10 protein-coding genes are annotated in these 14124 nt (G+C 65.8%); 7 read left to right on the top strand and 3 right to left on the bottom strand.

Annotation, left to right across the window (positions count from 1 at the left end; translation table 11 throughout):
• Nucleotide 1: 1 nt before the first annotated feature.
• Entirely contained in the window at nt 2–1288 is a 1287-nt protein-coding gene (eno, locus tag BJY26_RS15800; protein ID WP_179429148.1) for a phosphopyruvate hydratase, read from the bottom strand.
• A gap of 298 nt (nt 1289–1586) precedes the next feature.
• Between eno and BJY26_RS15795 the strand changes: the two genes are divergently transcribed.
• The 4 genes from BJY26_RS15795 (at nt 1587) to BJY26_RS15780 (ending at nt 7206) form a co-directional block, all read left to right on the top strand.
• A complete protein-coding gene (locus BJY26_RS15795) occupies nt 1587–2828 on the top strand; it encodes an MFS transporter (RefSeq protein ID WP_179429147.1) in 1242 nt (413 codons plus the stop codon).
• A gap of 86 nt (nt 2829–2914) precedes the next feature.
• Nucleotides 2915–3997: a GTP 3',8-cyclase MoaA gene (moaA, locus tag BJY26_RS15790; RefSeq protein WP_179429146.1), complete on the top strand. Its 1083-nt coding sequence runs from the start codon at nt 2915–2917 to the stop codon at nt 3995–3997.
• Between the two features lie 27 nt (nt 3998–4024).
• Nucleotides 4025–4903, top strand: a complete 879-nt coding sequence (fdhD, locus tag BJY26_RS15785; protein ID WP_179429145.1) for a formate dehydrogenase accessory sulfurtransferase FdhD — start codon at nt 4025–4027, stop codon at nt 4901–4903.
• A complete protein-coding gene (locus BJY26_RS15780) occupies nt 4900–7206 on the top strand; it encodes an FdhF/YdeP family oxidoreductase (protein WP_179429144.1) in 2307 nt (768 codons plus the stop codon). Before fdhD ends, BJY26_RS15780 begins: the two co-directional genes overlap by 4 nt.
• 110 nt (nt 7207–7316) lie before the next feature.
• On the opposite strand, the gene BJY26_RS15775 is transcribed toward BJY26_RS15780, so the two are convergent.
• Both BJY26_RS15775 and BJY26_RS15770 read right to left on the bottom strand, forming a co-directional pair.
• Complete coding sequence (locus BJY26_RS15775) at nt 7317–7661, bottom strand: DUF6457 domain-containing protein (protein ID WP_179429143.1); 345 nt, start codon at nt 7659–7661, stop codon at nt 7317–7319.
• Nucleotides 7662–7722: 61 nt separating this feature from the next.
• Nucleotides 7723–9171 (bottom strand): glyceraldehyde-3-phosphate dehydrogenase, encoded by a 1449-nt coding sequence (locus tag BJY26_RS15770; protein WP_179429142.1) that lies wholly within the window; start codon nt 9169–9171, stop codon nt 7723–7725.
• A 225-nt stretch (nt 9172–9396) separates the two neighbouring features.
• Between BJY26_RS15770 and BJY26_RS15765 the strand changes: the two genes are divergently transcribed.
• From BJY26_RS15765 to BJY26_RS15755, 3 genes are read left to right on the top strand one after another with little or no spacing between them, the layout of a single operon-like run.
• Nucleotides 9397–10419 (top strand): 3-oxoacyl-ACP synthase III, encoded by a 1023-nt coding sequence (locus tag BJY26_RS15765; RefSeq protein WP_179429141.1) that lies wholly within the window; start codon nt 9397–9399, stop codon nt 10417–10419.
• Nucleotides 10413–13091 carry an alpha/beta fold hydrolase gene (locus BJY26_RS15760; protein WP_179429140.1) on the top strand — a complete coding sequence of 893 codons (2679 nt, stop codon included), beginning with the start codon at nt 10413–10415 and terminating at the stop codon, nt 13089–13091. Before BJY26_RS15765 ends, BJY26_RS15760 begins: the two co-directional genes overlap by 7 nt.
• The gene (locus BJY26_RS15755) at nt 13088–14056 is read left to right on the top strand and encodes an NAD-dependent epimerase/dehydratase family protein (protein ID WP_179429139.1); all 969 of its coding nucleotides are present in this window, start codon (nt 13088–13090) and stop codon (nt 14054–14056) included. The genes BJY26_RS15760 and BJY26_RS15755 overlap by 4 nt, the downstream gene beginning before the upstream one ends.
• Nucleotides 14057–14124: the final 68 nt, after the last annotated feature.

Raw genomic sequence — 14124 nt, 5'->3', positions numbered from 1 at the left:
GCTATTTCAGTTCGTTGCGCGGAGTTGCCGGCCCGTAGGGCATCTCGGGGTCGCTTGCCGCGATATCGAGCAGCCTGTTGTATTTCGCGACGCGCTCGCCGCGTGCCGGAGCTCCGGATTTCAGCTGGCCGCAGCCGCACCCCACGGCAAGATCGGCCACGAAACTGTCAGTCGTCTCGCCCGAGCGGTGTGACACCATCGCCGCAAAGCCGCACGAATCGGCGACCCGGAGCGTCTCGAACGTCTCACTCACCGTGCCGATCTGGTTCGGTTTGATCAGGACGGCGTTGGCGGTGTGTTCGCGTGCGCCCTTGAGTACGCGGTCGGGGTCGGTGACGAACACGTCGTCGCCAACGATCTGCACGGCGTTGCCAAGAGTGTTCGTGATGATCGGCCATGCTTCGAAGTCGCCCTCGGCCAGCGGATCTTCGAGGCTGCGGATCGGGTAATCCGTCACCAATTGCGCGTAATAGTCGATCAACTCGCGGCTCGAATAGTATTTTCCAGCGACCTTATAGCCGTCGTCGTGGAAGAAGCCGTTTGCGGCGGGATCGAGCGCAATGGCCACACCGCCCGGGCCGGCTTCGAGCCCGGCGTGTTTGATCGCGTCCACAACCAAGTCGAGCGCTTGTTCCGGCGAACTGATGTCCGGCGCGAATCCGCCCTCGTCCCCGAGACCGGTCGACAGTCCGAGCTGGCGGAGCAAGCCACCGAGGCTGTGGTACACGGCGGCGCCCCATTCGATGGCTTCGGGCAGATCGGCCGCGCCGACCGGGGCAATCATGAATTCCTGGAAGTCCAGCGGATTCCGTGCATGTTCGCCGCCGTTGAGCACGTTGAAATGCGGTACCGGCAGGATGTCGGCCCGATCCAGAGAGCGGCGAATCCAGCTGTGCAGCGACAGATCGTCCACCAGCGCGAAAGCCCGTGCCGCCGCCATCGAGACCGCAACCATCGAATTCGCTCCCAGCCGGAGCTTCTGCGGGGTGCCGTCGAGCGCCCGCATGGCATCGTCGAGATCCTGCAGACTGTCCCACGTCCGGCCGGCCAGCAGGTCATTGATTTCGCTGTCGACCGCTTCGACCGCCAATCGCACGCCGCGGCCTGCGTAATGGCTGTCACGGTCGCGAAGTTCCGCCGCTTCGTGATTGCCGGTGGACGCGCCGGCGGGCGCCGCGGCGACGGCGTACCGGCCGTCGTCCAAATCCAGGCGAACTTTGATGGTGGGATACCCCCGGGAGTCGAGCACTTGGCGTGCGCGCACGGACCGGATGTCGATACTTGTCATGATTCGGCTCTCCTACCTCGAGGCGGTGAATGTCACCGCAGGGTAGGGACCGTTGTCGGTCGAAGCCGAAATTGATGACGGCGAGCCCCTCCGCCGTTCGTGATCGGACAACCCTGACTATACAACGCTTGCACCCGCCGGTCGTGGATAAGCAATTCTGCGCGCTCGCCGGCGGCCTGCGTGCAGCTTTCCCGAACGGTTATCCTGAACGAACCGGCGAAGGAACCCGCCGTCCCAGGCCAACGGTCCGGGAGAACCGTCATCCGACCGATGGTCCCTGTCGACACGAAGCAGGACCATGGCAATGAAGAGTCGTTGGATGCACGGGATGCGCGGCTGGGCTTCACCGTTCGCGCTGGTATGCTCCGTCGGTCTGCTGGGCCGGCTCAGCTACGAGATGATGCGCAGCCCCGTCACACCGCTGTACGCCAAACACATCGGCGCCCCGGTGCAATTGATCGGGCTGATTGTGGGAGCCGTGACCATCACGGGCATCGCCGTGAAGATGCCTGCCGGCGCCCTGTCGGATGTGTTCGGAGTCCGCCGCATGATGCTGGCCGGAGCAGTCGTGAAAGCCGGCGGCCCGTTTCTGTATTTGCTGGCGTTCGTGTGGCCGGTGCTTCTCGTCGTCCGGTTCGTCCACGGCCTGGCCACGGCCTTGTACTCGCCGCCCGCGTCGGCGTTCGTAGCGAAGACCTACCCGGAGTCGCGGGGCAGGAAGCTGGGGATTTACAACGCGGCCGAGAACGTCGGAATCGTGCTCGGCCCCGTCGCCGGCGGGGTGGTCCTGGCGCTGACGGTTTCAAACTTCCCGGCGACGTTCCTCATCGCGGGCGGTATCGGTGTGGCGGCGCTTCTCGTCATGACCCGTGTGCCGCGCAGCATCGGGACGGCGACCGCCGACCCGGCGAAAACGTTGCGCGCGGTCGTCGCCGAAGCGGCGTCCGGCGTCCGGCAGATCGTGGCCGACCCGCGTGTGCGAGTCGTGAGCCTGGTCGAGGCCGGGATGTGGGTCGGCATCGGATCGGTGCAGGCGTATCTACCGATCTTTGCGTTGACTATCGGACTGCGTGTCTGGCAGATCGGGGTCGTCGCCGGAGCGCAGGGGGTCGTGTCGATTGTCGGTCGGCCGCTCATTGGACGGTTCTCCGACAGCCTCGGCAGCCGGACGCCGTTCATCGTTGCCGGCAGCCTGATCTGTATCGGGGCGCTCATTGGAATCCCGTACGCCTCCGGTTTCGTCGAACTCATCATCATCGCGGCCGTGTTCGGCGCCGGCACCGGGATCGTGACGCCGGCGACCACCGCGTTGATCGGCGATTTGGCGGCTGGCAAGAGCTTCGGCGCCGCCATGGGAGTCTTTGGCAGTCTCTGGGACGCCGGGCACGCGGCGGGCCCGATCATTTTCGGATATCTCCTCGTTGCTGTCGGATACCGGACGGCGTGGCTCATCTTGGCGATCGTCATGGCGGCGGCACTTTCCTGGTATTCCGTTGACCGTGCCCGCAGCCGTCGGCAGCCGGCTCGCGGTGGGCAATGACGAGTTGACTGCGAATAGCCGGGCGCGCCACCCAAAATCGCCGCGTTCCGCGATAGAGTCGAAAGAGAAGTCGAAAGGTGGTGAGCATGTCCGATCCGCTGTATTTCCGAAAGGTTTCGGACGTGCCGGAGACGGTCGAGAGCCCGACGGGACACGTCGAGGACACGCGCGGGCGCGCATTGCGCGATTTACGCATCTCGGTGACCGACCGGTGCAATTTCCGATGTGTCTACTGCATGCCGAAAGAGATCTTCGGCAGGGACTACGCGTTCTTGCCCAAGGCGTCCCTCCTTTCGTTCGAAGAGATCACGCGGCTGACGACCATCGCGGCTGCGCACGGCATCCGCAAGGTACGTCTCACTGGCGGTGAACCGCTGTTGCGTAAAGACATCGACAAACTCGTCTCGATGATCAAGGACGTTCCCACCACCGACGGCACGCCGCTGGACGTGGCATTGACCACCAACGGTTCCGTTCTGGCCCGAAAAGCGCAGCAACTCGCGGACGCCGGGCTCGACCGGGTCACCGTCTCGCTGGACTCGGTCGACGAGGACACGTTCCGCGCCATGAACGACGTCGACTATTCGGTACGCTCGGTCCTCGACGGCATCGACGCCGCTCACGAGGCCGGCCTGTCGCCCGTCAAGATCAACATGGTCGTGAAGAAGGGCATGAACGATCAGGACATCGTGCCCATGGCGCGGCACTTCAAGGACACCCCGTATATCGTCAGGTTCATCGAATTCATGGACGTCGGCACGTCCAACGGGTGGAAGCTCGACGAAGTCGTGCCGTCGGCCGAAGTCATCGCCCGCATCAACGACGAGATGCCGCTCGAACCGGCGTCTCCGAACTACTCCGGAGAGGTCGCCGGCCGCTGGCGTTATACCGACGGCGGGGGAGAGATCGGCGTGATCTCCAGCGTGACCCAGGCGTTCTGCAGTACGTGTACGCGAGCACGGATCTCCGCCGACGGCAAGCTGTTCACGTGTTTGTTCCAGGCGGCCGGCCACGATCTGCGTGCTTTGCTGCGCGGTGGCTGCACCGACGACGAGATCGCCACGGTGATGGCCCATCTCTGGCGGGCGCGTACCGACAACTACTCGGAGCGCCGCGGACAGGAGACGGCCAAGCGACAAAAGATCGAAATGTCGTACATCGGTGGATGACACGGCGTCGTCAGTCGGGAGCGAGAGATGGGCAGGATAACCGCAAGGCGGCGCGTCGCACGGGTGCACGTCGATGGCGAGATCGGCGACCGGATCACCCGCGCACCCGATTCGCTGGCCGTCGAAGAACCGTTGGAGATCCGCGTCGGCGGCCGCCCGCTGTCGGTCACGATGCGCACGCCCGGCCACGATATCGAGTTGGCCGCCGGCTTCCTGGTGTCCGAAGGGGTCGCATCGGCTGCGTCCGATGTGATGACGGCACGCTATTGTGCCGGCACGGACGACGACGGGCGCAATACGTACAACGTGCTTGACGTGACGCTTGGCCCGGGCGTGGCTCCGCTCGATCCGAGCCTGGAGCGGAATTTCTATACGACAAGCTCGTGCGGCCTGTGCGGCAAAGCCAGCATTGACGCCGTCCGCACCCGTTCGAAGTTCGAACCGGCACGTAGCGACTTCGTGATGGAACCGGAAATTCTGGCCGAGCTGCCGGATCGGCTGCGCGACCGGCAGGACGTCTTCGACAAGACCGGCGGGCTGCATGCTGCCGGCTTGTTCGACGCGGACGGGGAGCTCGTCGTCGTCCGCGAAGACGTGGGCCGGCACAACGCCGTCGACAAGGTTATCGGATGGGCACTGACCCAGGAACGACTTCCGCTCCGGCGGACGGTACTGATGGTGTCCGGGCGCGCGAGCTTCGAACTCGTGCAAAAGGCGACAATGGCCGGCATCCCGATGCTGACGGCTGTGTCGGCGCCGTCGTCGCTGGCAGTCGAATTGGCAGTCGAATCCGGGATGACGCTTGTCGGGTTCCTGCGCGGCAAATCCATGGTCGTCTACACCGGCGAGGAACGCATCGCCGGCATGGCCGGTTCGCAGCCGGCAACGAGCGAAGGTGTGGCATGAGCAAGAAAAAGTCAGTGGTCGGCAAGGTCGCGGAAAAGGACTTGGAAGTCGGCAAGCGTAAGGATTGGGCCGCCGGCGTCCCGGGAGTGACGCATTCAATGGGCCCGGCGTTCAAGGACGTCGGCGTGGCCCGCAGCATGACGGGCCTGCTGGCCATGAACCAGAAAGACGGCTTCGACTGCATGAGCTGCGCCTGGCAGGACCCGCCCGAGCGCAAGACCTTCGAATTCTGCGAGAACGGTGCCAAGGCGCTGACCTGGGAAGCGACGCCGTTGACCGTGCCGGAAACGTTCTGGGGCAAGCATTCGGTGCGCGAACTGGCCGGCAAGAGCGAATACTGGCTCGGCCAGCAGGGCCGGCTGAAGCAGCCCGTCTACAAACCGGCCGGAGTCGACTACTACCGGCCGATCGGATGGGACCAGGCGTTTTCCATACTTGCCGATGAATTGAATGGCCTGGACTCGCCCGACGAAGCGGCCTTTTACACGAGCGGTCGCACCAGCAATGAGGCGGCGTTCGCCTATCAGCTGTTTGCACGCGCGTTCGGCACGAACAACCTGCCCGATTGCTCGAACATGTGCCACGAATCAACGGGCACCGCCATGGGAGAGGTGATCGGCGTCGGCAAATCGACTATCGCGTACACCGATTTCGAACTGTCCGATTTGATCATCATCATGGGACAGAACCCCGGCACCAATCATCCGCGCATGCTCACGGCGCTGGAAGACGCCAAGAATGCCGGCGCCGACATTGTGGCCGTCAATCCGCTGCCCGAGGCCGGGTTGATGCGCTACAAGAATCCGCAAACGCCGAAAGGCATCCTCGGACACGGCACCGGGCTTGCCGATCAGTTCATGAAGATCCGCCTGGGCGGCGACATGGCCCTGATGCAGGCCGTGTCCAAGCGTGTGCTGGACGCGGAGGACAAGGCCCCGGGCACTGTGCTCGACCACGACTTCTTAAACGATCATTGCCAGGGGTTGGACGAATTGCGGGCCCACCTGGCGCACCTCGACGATACTGCCGTCGAACAAGCGACGGGCTTGAAGGCGCGGGAGATCGACGAGCTCGCCGACAGGTACATGCGCGCCGACCGCGTCATCATCACCTGGGCGATGGGGCTGACCCAGCACAAGAAGGCAGTCCCGACCATCAAAGAGATCATGAATCTGTTGCTGTTGCGCGGCAACATCGGGCGGCCCGGCGCCGGTGCGTCACCCATCCGCGGGCACAGTAATGTGCAAGGCGACCGCACCATGGGGATCTGGGAGCAGATGCCGGATTCGTTCCTCGACGCCGTTCAACGCGAGTTCGGCTTCGACCCCCCGCGGAAGCACGGGGTGGACGCCGTCAAAGCGATCCGTGCCATGCGGGACGGCGATGTCAAAGTTTTCGTGGGGCTCGGCGGCAACATCGTCGGCGCCGTCTCGGACACCGGGACGGCCGAGGAGGCATTGCGCCGGACGAAATTGTCGGTGCAGATCTCGACCAAACTCAACCATTCGCACGGAGTGGTGGGGGAGAAAGCGCTCATCCTGCCAACCAAAGGCCGCAGCGAGATCGACAATCAGGATTCCGGCCCGCAGTTCGTCACCGTCGAGGACACGGTGTGCGCCGTGCACTCGTCGACCGGCAAACTGAAGCCCGTCGCCGACAACCTGCTCTCGGAAGTGGCGATCATCTCCCGGATGGCCCGTGCCGTCGGCGTGCGCGGCACCGCCGATTGGGCCGCGTTCGAGCGAAATTACGACACGATCCGCGACCACATCGCGAACGTCGTCCCCGGATGCGTCGGCTATAACCAGCTGGTGCGCCAGCGCGGCGGATTCGTGTTGCCGCACGGTCCGCGCGATTCCCGCACTTTCCCGACCGCGACCGGAAAAGCCATGTTGACGGTGAACGAGCTGGAGACCCTCGTCGTGCCGGACGGGCGGTTGCTGTTGCAGACGATGCGGTCCCACGACCAGTTCAACACGACCATGTACAGCTTGAACGACAGGTATCGCGGCGTGAAGAAGGGGCGGCGTGTCGTGTTCGTCAACCCCGACGATCTTGCCGACCTGGGCCTGCACGACGGCGAATTCGTGGACGTGCACAGCGAATGGACCGATGACGTCGATCGCGTCCTCGAAGGCTGCCGGATCATCGAATACGATACGGCGCGCGGCTGCGCTGCTGCGTATTTTCCCGAAGCCAACGTGCTGATCCCGCTCGACTATACGGCCGAAGGCAGCAATACCCCCGTGTCGAAGTCGATAATCGTCCGGTTGGATCGGGTGCCGGCCCCCGTGCCCGTCTAGCTTTCCGCCATCCACCCCCGCGCCATCCCTTCCGCAAAACGCGTCGCGGCGTCAGGAACGCGCCGTCATGACGGCGCGGGCTATACGTCGCGGCGCGTTTTGCGGAAGAATTAGGCGGGGTGTTCGGCCCGGTACTCGCGGGTCAACTGCAAAGCCGTGGCAGTCGCCTGCTGCACGGCCTCGGACGACGGCGTCTGGCCCGCCGCGGCACGCCCGGCGGCGTATCCCACGACGAACGTGGTCAGCGGTGCGGCCGGGCGCAACACCGCGTGGGCGGCATGTCCGGCCAATCCGAGCACGGCGTCCAGCTCGACGTGCAGATCGCCGGTATCAAGTCCGGCATCGGTCAGCGCGGACGTCAAGGACGCGACCCACCGTTCCATGACCGCATCGTCCTCGGCACGTTGCTTGGCCTTGGCATCGGGGTCGTCTGCGGCAGCGGACTTGTCGGTCATGTCATCTCCTTGCGGTGGCGTCCGTGGCGGACGCACCTTCCGGGTGGGGGCTTCTTCGTTGCTATGACAGTTTCGGGAACGACAGCGGGTGGACGCCGGCCATTTCCTCGAGAACTCGGATCACCTGGCTGCTGTAGCCGAACTCGTTGTCGTACCAGACGTACAAGACGATGTTCGTTCCGCTGCAAATCGTGGCAAGGCCGTCGACGATGCCGGCTCGGCGGGACCCGACGAAGTCGGTTGACACGACCTCGGGCGAATCGACGTAGTCGATCTGCTTGCGCAGCGACGACCCCAGCGACATATGTCGCAGATAGGCGTTCACGCGCTCTTTCGTCTCGCCGTTCTCGACCGTGAGATTCAAGATGGCCATCGACACGTCCGGCGTGGGCACCCGGATGGCGTTGCCCGTGAGTTTGCCGGCGAGCTCCGGCAGTGCCTTCGCCACGGCCTTGGCGGCGCCGGTCTCGGTGAGCACCATGTTCAGCGCTGCCGAGCGGCCCCGCCGGTTGCCGGAGTGGAAATTGTCAGTCAGGTTCTGGTCGTTCGTGAACGAATGCACGGTTTCGACGTGCCCGTGCACGATTCCGTATTCGTCGTTCACGGCCTTCAACACCGGCACGATGGCGTTCGTCGTACACGAGGCGGCCGTGACGATGGCGTCGTCATCGGTGATATCGGAATCGTTGATGCCGTGCACCACGTTCTTCAGATCGCCCCGGCCCGGCGCCGTCAGCAAGACGCGGGACGTGCCCTTGCTGAGCAAGTGCTGCGACAGTCCTTCTTCATCGCGCCACCGGCCGGTGTTGTCGACGACTATTGCGTCCTCGATGCCGTACTGCGTGTAATCGATGGCCGCCGGATCCGAGGAATGGATCACATGGATCAGCGTGCCGTTGGCCGTGATGGTGTTCGCTTCCGGGTCGACCGTGATGGTGCCGTTGAACGGACCGTGTACCGAATCGCGGCGTAGGAGGCTGGCCCGCTTCACCAAATCGCGTTCGGAGCCCTTGCGGACGACGATGGCCCGCAGTCGCAGGCCGTGGCCGCCGCCGGCGTGCTCGACGAGGATCCGTGCCAACAGCCGGCCAATGCGGCCGAACCCGTACAGGACGACGTCCCGACTTCCCGACGAGTCCTTGCCGGACTGTCCGATGATGTCGGAAAGCTCGTCACGGAGGAACTCCTCGAGCGTTCTACCGGCCCCGTCGTCGTGGAAGCGCCCGTTCAGCCGGGCGATGTCAATGGACGCCTGCCCGAGTTCCAGCCCCGCAAGGGTTTGGAGGATCGGCAGCGTTTCGGCAAGCGGCAGTTCGACTTCGTCGATCTGACGGGCAAAGCGGTGTGCCTTCAAAATGCTGATCACCGACTGGTTGATCAGCGACCGGCCGTGGATCGACACGACCACGTTGTTGTCGCGGTACAGGCGGCCGATCAAGGGGATCATGGCCTCGGCCATGGCCTCGCGATCTGCCCAGGATCTCCGGCAGATGTCAGACGTCGTCGTCAAGGGGTGCCTTTCATATTCAGGTGCACGGCGTACCGCGAGCGGTCCGGCGGAACCGGCAATTATCCGCCGCTTCGCAGCTATAGTAATGGGTCGAATGTGTACCAAAGCAAAAAAAGTGGAAGAATCAGGTGAGACTCGAGGTGTCCGGCGTGCCTTTCATCGGCTGCGGCGCAGGCATTTCTGCGGTCGAAACCGAATGCGAAACGCCGAAACCGAAGGTACCCGTTGACAGGTAATAGGACATTTCGTCACCACAACACCTCCTTGCTGTCGATCACCGGCATGGAGGCGCCAAGGGTCATCCAGTCCCAGCACATCCAGGAACAGCTCGAGCCGGTCCTGAACCGGCTGCACCTTCCGGCCACGTTGCTGGAACGGGTCGCCGGCGTGCATGAGCGGCGCTGGTGGGATCACACGATGGCATTCGACGACGCCGCGGTGCACGTGGGTGCCAAGGCCATCGCCGAGGCGGGTATCGAGCCGTCCGAAGTCGGGATGCTCATCAATTCGTCCGTGACGCGCAAGCACCTGGAGCCGTCGGTCGCCGTCAAGGTCCACCACGGGCTCGGGCTGCCCTCGTCCGCCATGAACTTCGACATCGCCAATGCATGCTTGGGCTTCGTCAACGCCATCACCCTGGCCGCCACCATGATCGATGCCGGACAGATCCGCTATGCCGTCGTAGTCGACGGCGAGGACTCGGAGGATGCGCAACGCGCCACCATCGACCGATTGCTGCGGCCCGGCGTCACGCGCGCCGACTTCAACAATGAATTCGCCACGCTCACGCTCGGATCGGGTGCCGCGGCCGCCGTGTTGGGACCGACGTCGGAGCACCCGGGCGCCCACTCGGTCAAAGGGGGCATCACCCGTGCGGCATCGCAGCATTACGATGTGTGCGTCGGCGACGTCTCCGGCATGCGGACCGACACCAAGCTGCTGCTCGAAGGCGGCATGGAGCTCGTCGTGGACGCGTGGAATGAAGCAAAGGACGAATGGAACTGGTCGGACATGGATCGTTACGTCATGCATCAGGTCAGTAACGTCCACACGTCGGCCATCCTCAATGCCGTGTCGATCGATCGGGCCAAGGTGCCGTTGACGTACCCGCACTTCGGGAATGTCGGTCCGGCTTCGCTGCCGCTGACGCTTGCCGGTGAAGCCGATTCGCTCGGATCGGGCGACCGTGTGCTGTGTATGGGAGTCGGGTCGGGCCTCAACACGGCGATGACCGAGATCGAATGGTAGCAAGCGAGTTCGACGGCGGACTGCCGGCGGAACTCCCTCCGGCGGGGCTGCCTGGTTATTCCGCCCGCTTGTCGCGACTTGTCGACGTTGATGGGCCGGACGGTCGGCACACCTGGCACATCCAGGACAACCTCGATGAGCTGACCAAAATGGGTAGAACGGTCACAGGTACCGTGCTGTGTGTTCACGGCAACCCGACATGGTCATATCTCTGGCGTACGGTCATGAATGCCATGACGCAGGACGACGCCGGCTCGCCTGCGTGGCGCGTCATCGCCGTCGATCAGCTCGACATGGGCTATTCCGAACGCACCGGGCGGGCGCGCACTCTTCCCGAACGGGTCGCCGACTTGTCCGCGTTGACCGCTGCGCTGGACGTCGAGGGCCCGGTCGTCACGCTGGGCCACGATTGGGGCGGGGTCGTCTCGCTCGGCTGGGCCATCGACCACCCGGCGTTGTTGGCAGGCGTCATCCTCACCAACACGGCAGTGCACCAACCGGCAGGCCGAAGCGTTCCCTCGCCGCTGCGCCTTGCTCTCACCCCGGCCGTTCACACGGCCGGCACGGTGACCACAACCGCCTTTTTGGACACAACGCTGTCGCTTGCGCACCCGCGACTTTCCGGTGAGGTGCGACGCGCCTATCGAGCCCCTTACCGGACGGCGGGCCGTCGCCGCGGCATTGGAGCATTCGTCGCCGATATCCCGGTTGAGACGTCGCATCCGAGCTTTCCCGAATTGACTCGGATCGCCGACGGCACCGCATCGCTGACGGTCCCGGCGCTGATGCTGTGGGGGCCGCGCGATCCGATCTTCTCCGACGGGTACTTGCGCGATCTTGCCGAACGCCTGCCGCAAGCGGCAATCCATCGATTCGAAGGCGCCGGGCACCTGTTGGCCGAGGACGTCGACATCGCCGGTCCGATCCGGAACTGGCTGACGGACCTGGCCGGCGACGGCGCGGCCGCCGAAACACCGAACGTCCTTGCACAGGCTGAACCGGCTACGCGGCCCGATCCGGGCGCTGGGGTCGAGCCGGTCGGCCGGGCCCGCGTGCCCATTTGGCGCTACCTCGACGAACTGGCCGGCGACGACGACACGGCGCTCGTCGAAATGGCGCCGACCGGCTTCACCGGGCCGAGGGTGGTCAGCTGGCGGCGCCTTGCCGAACAAGTCACGGCGCTGGCGGCCGGGCTCGCGGCTCACGGCGTCCGCGCCGGCGACCGCGTGTCGCTGTTGGTCAAGCCGGGCGCCGACCTCACCGCCGTCATGTACGCGTGCCTGCGAATCGGAGCCGTCGTCGTGGTGGCCGACGCCGGGCTCGGCATTGCGGGACTCAGCCGCGCCGTGAAGGGTTCCGGCCCGGACCATATCGTCGCCATTCGCAGCGGTCTGACGGCCGCGCGTGCCTTGAATTGGCCCGGACAACGCATTGCCGTCGACCCGTTGAACGCGCCCGAACGGCGGTTGCTCGGTGTCGATCTCACGCTTGCCGACGTCATCCGCGACGGCGCCGGCCACGCCGTACCGCCGGCTCCGCCGGCCTCGGCCGACGCCGCCATCCTGTTCACTTCCGGGTCGACCGGACCGGCCAAGGGCGTCGTCTACACGCATGCCCGCCTCGAAGCCATGCGCGACGCGCTGGCCGACAGGTACGGCATCGGCCACGGATCGTCACTTGTCGCCGGATTTGCGCCGTTTGCGCTGCTCGGCCCGGCTCTCGGCGCCACCTCGGTCAGCCCCGATATGGATGTGACGAAACCGAAGACCCTGTCGGCGGCGGCGCTTGCCGACGCGGCAGCCGCCGTCGACGCGACAGCGGTCTTCGCCTCGCCGGCTGCTTTGGCCAACGTGCTCGACACCGCCCCGGAGCTGACCGCTGACGGGCTCGAGACCTTGCGCGCCGTCCGCCTCTTCCTTTCCGCCGGCGCGCCGCTGTCGCAGCCGCTGCTCACGGCGGCCGCCGGGCTGATGCCGGCTGCGAGCATCCACACCCCGTATGGAATGACGGAGGCCTTATTGGTCACCGACGTCGATCTGCCGCAGATCGAGGACGCCGGCGTCGGCAACGGGGTGTGCGTCGGCGTGCCGATCGGACCGGCCGACGTGCGCATCAGCCCGCTGGACGGCGCCGGCGTCCCGGCCGCGCGGCTGACCGCCGAGCCGAATGTGACCGGCGAGATAGTTGTCGCCGCCCCGCACATCAAGGACAGGTATGACAGGCTCTGGGCCACGCAGCGCCGCAGCGCCAGATTCCCCGGCCGGCACGCAACGGGCGATGTCGGTCATTTGGACGGCCGCGGCAGGCTCTGGGTTGAAGGTCGGCTCGGGCATGTCATCACGTCGCCGGACGGCGTCATCACCCCGGTGCGTCCGGAACAGCTGATCGAAACCGTGGACGGCGTTCGTCGAGCCGGCGTGGCCGGCGTGGGGCCGGCCGGCACTCAGCAGGTTGTCGCAGTGGTCGAAACCACGACGCCGACCCGGCGGCCGCGGATGGCCCCGCCCGAACTCGCCGCGGCAGTACGCCACGCCGTGGCTATCCCGGTGGCGGCCATCATCACGGTGCCGGAACTGCCCACGGACGTGCGTCACAATTCCAAGGTCGACAGGGCACGACTCTCGGCGTGGGCATCGGGTGTGCTTGCCGGCGGACGAATGGGGCGGCCGTGACGGTACTGGTGACCGGCGCACGCGGCTTTCTGGGCGGAGCCGTCGTCCGGGCCCTGCTTGAGCGCGGGTACGCCGTGCGCACGTTCCAACGCGGCAGGTCCGAGTTGGACGGCGTGGACGAGCGGCGCGGCAGCGTCGCCGATCGCGGCGCTGTCGATGCCGCAATGGACGGCGTCGATGCCGTCGTGCATCTGGCCGCCAAGGTGTCGTTCCACGGCCGACCCAGCGAATTCGACGACGTCAACATCACCGGCTCGGCCAATGTCGTGTCGGCCGCCCGCGCCGCCGGAGTCGAACGATTCGTGTTCGTCTCGACGCCGTCCGTGGCCCATGCCGGCGATTCGCTGGTCGGAGTGGGCGCCGGCCGCGCCGACCCCGACCGGGCCCGCGGCGACTACGCCCGCACGAAAGCCGTCGCCGAGCTCGCCGCACTGGCGGCCGACTCCGCAGCGATGCCGATCGTTGCCGTGAGGCCTCATATTGTGTGGGGCCCGGGAGACACTCAGCTCGTCGCGCGCGTCGTCGACCGCGCCAAGGCCGGGCGTCTGCCGTTGCTCGGCCACGGCGCGGCGCTGATTGACACGACGTACGTGGACAACGCGGCGGACGCGATTGTCGCCGCCTTGCGCAGGGTTCCCGACGTACACGGCGAAGCCTTCGTCGTTTCCAACGGCGAGCCGAGACCGGTCGGCGACCTGTTGGCGGATATCTGCACTGCTGCCGGCGCTCCCGCGCCGACGTTGCGCGTACCCGCCGCGCTGGCCCGGGCCGCCGGGGGAGTCGTCGAGCGGGTGTGGCGGGTCCGTCCCGGAACCGACGAGCCGCCCATGACCCGCTTTCTGGCCGAGCAGTTGTCGACGGCGCACTGGTTCGATCAGCGGCGTACCAGGGAAGCCTTGGCCTGGCGCCCGCGCGTCAGTCTCGACCAGGGCATCGAACGGCTCGCCGCCTACTACGCCCGCTAACAGCCGCCGCGACGCGGACGCCGCCCGTGCCGGGATCGCCGGAATCGCGATCGGCTCGATTAGCGCCG

It is taken from the genome of Spelaeicoccus albus (assembly GCF_013409065.1).
Lineage (GTDB): Bacteria > Actinomycetota > Actinomycetes > Actinomycetales > Brevibacteriaceae > Spelaeicoccus > Spelaeicoccus albus.
The sequence above is the reverse complement of the archived record's forward strand: the minus strand, read 5'-3'. Positions and strand labels throughout refer to the sequence as shown.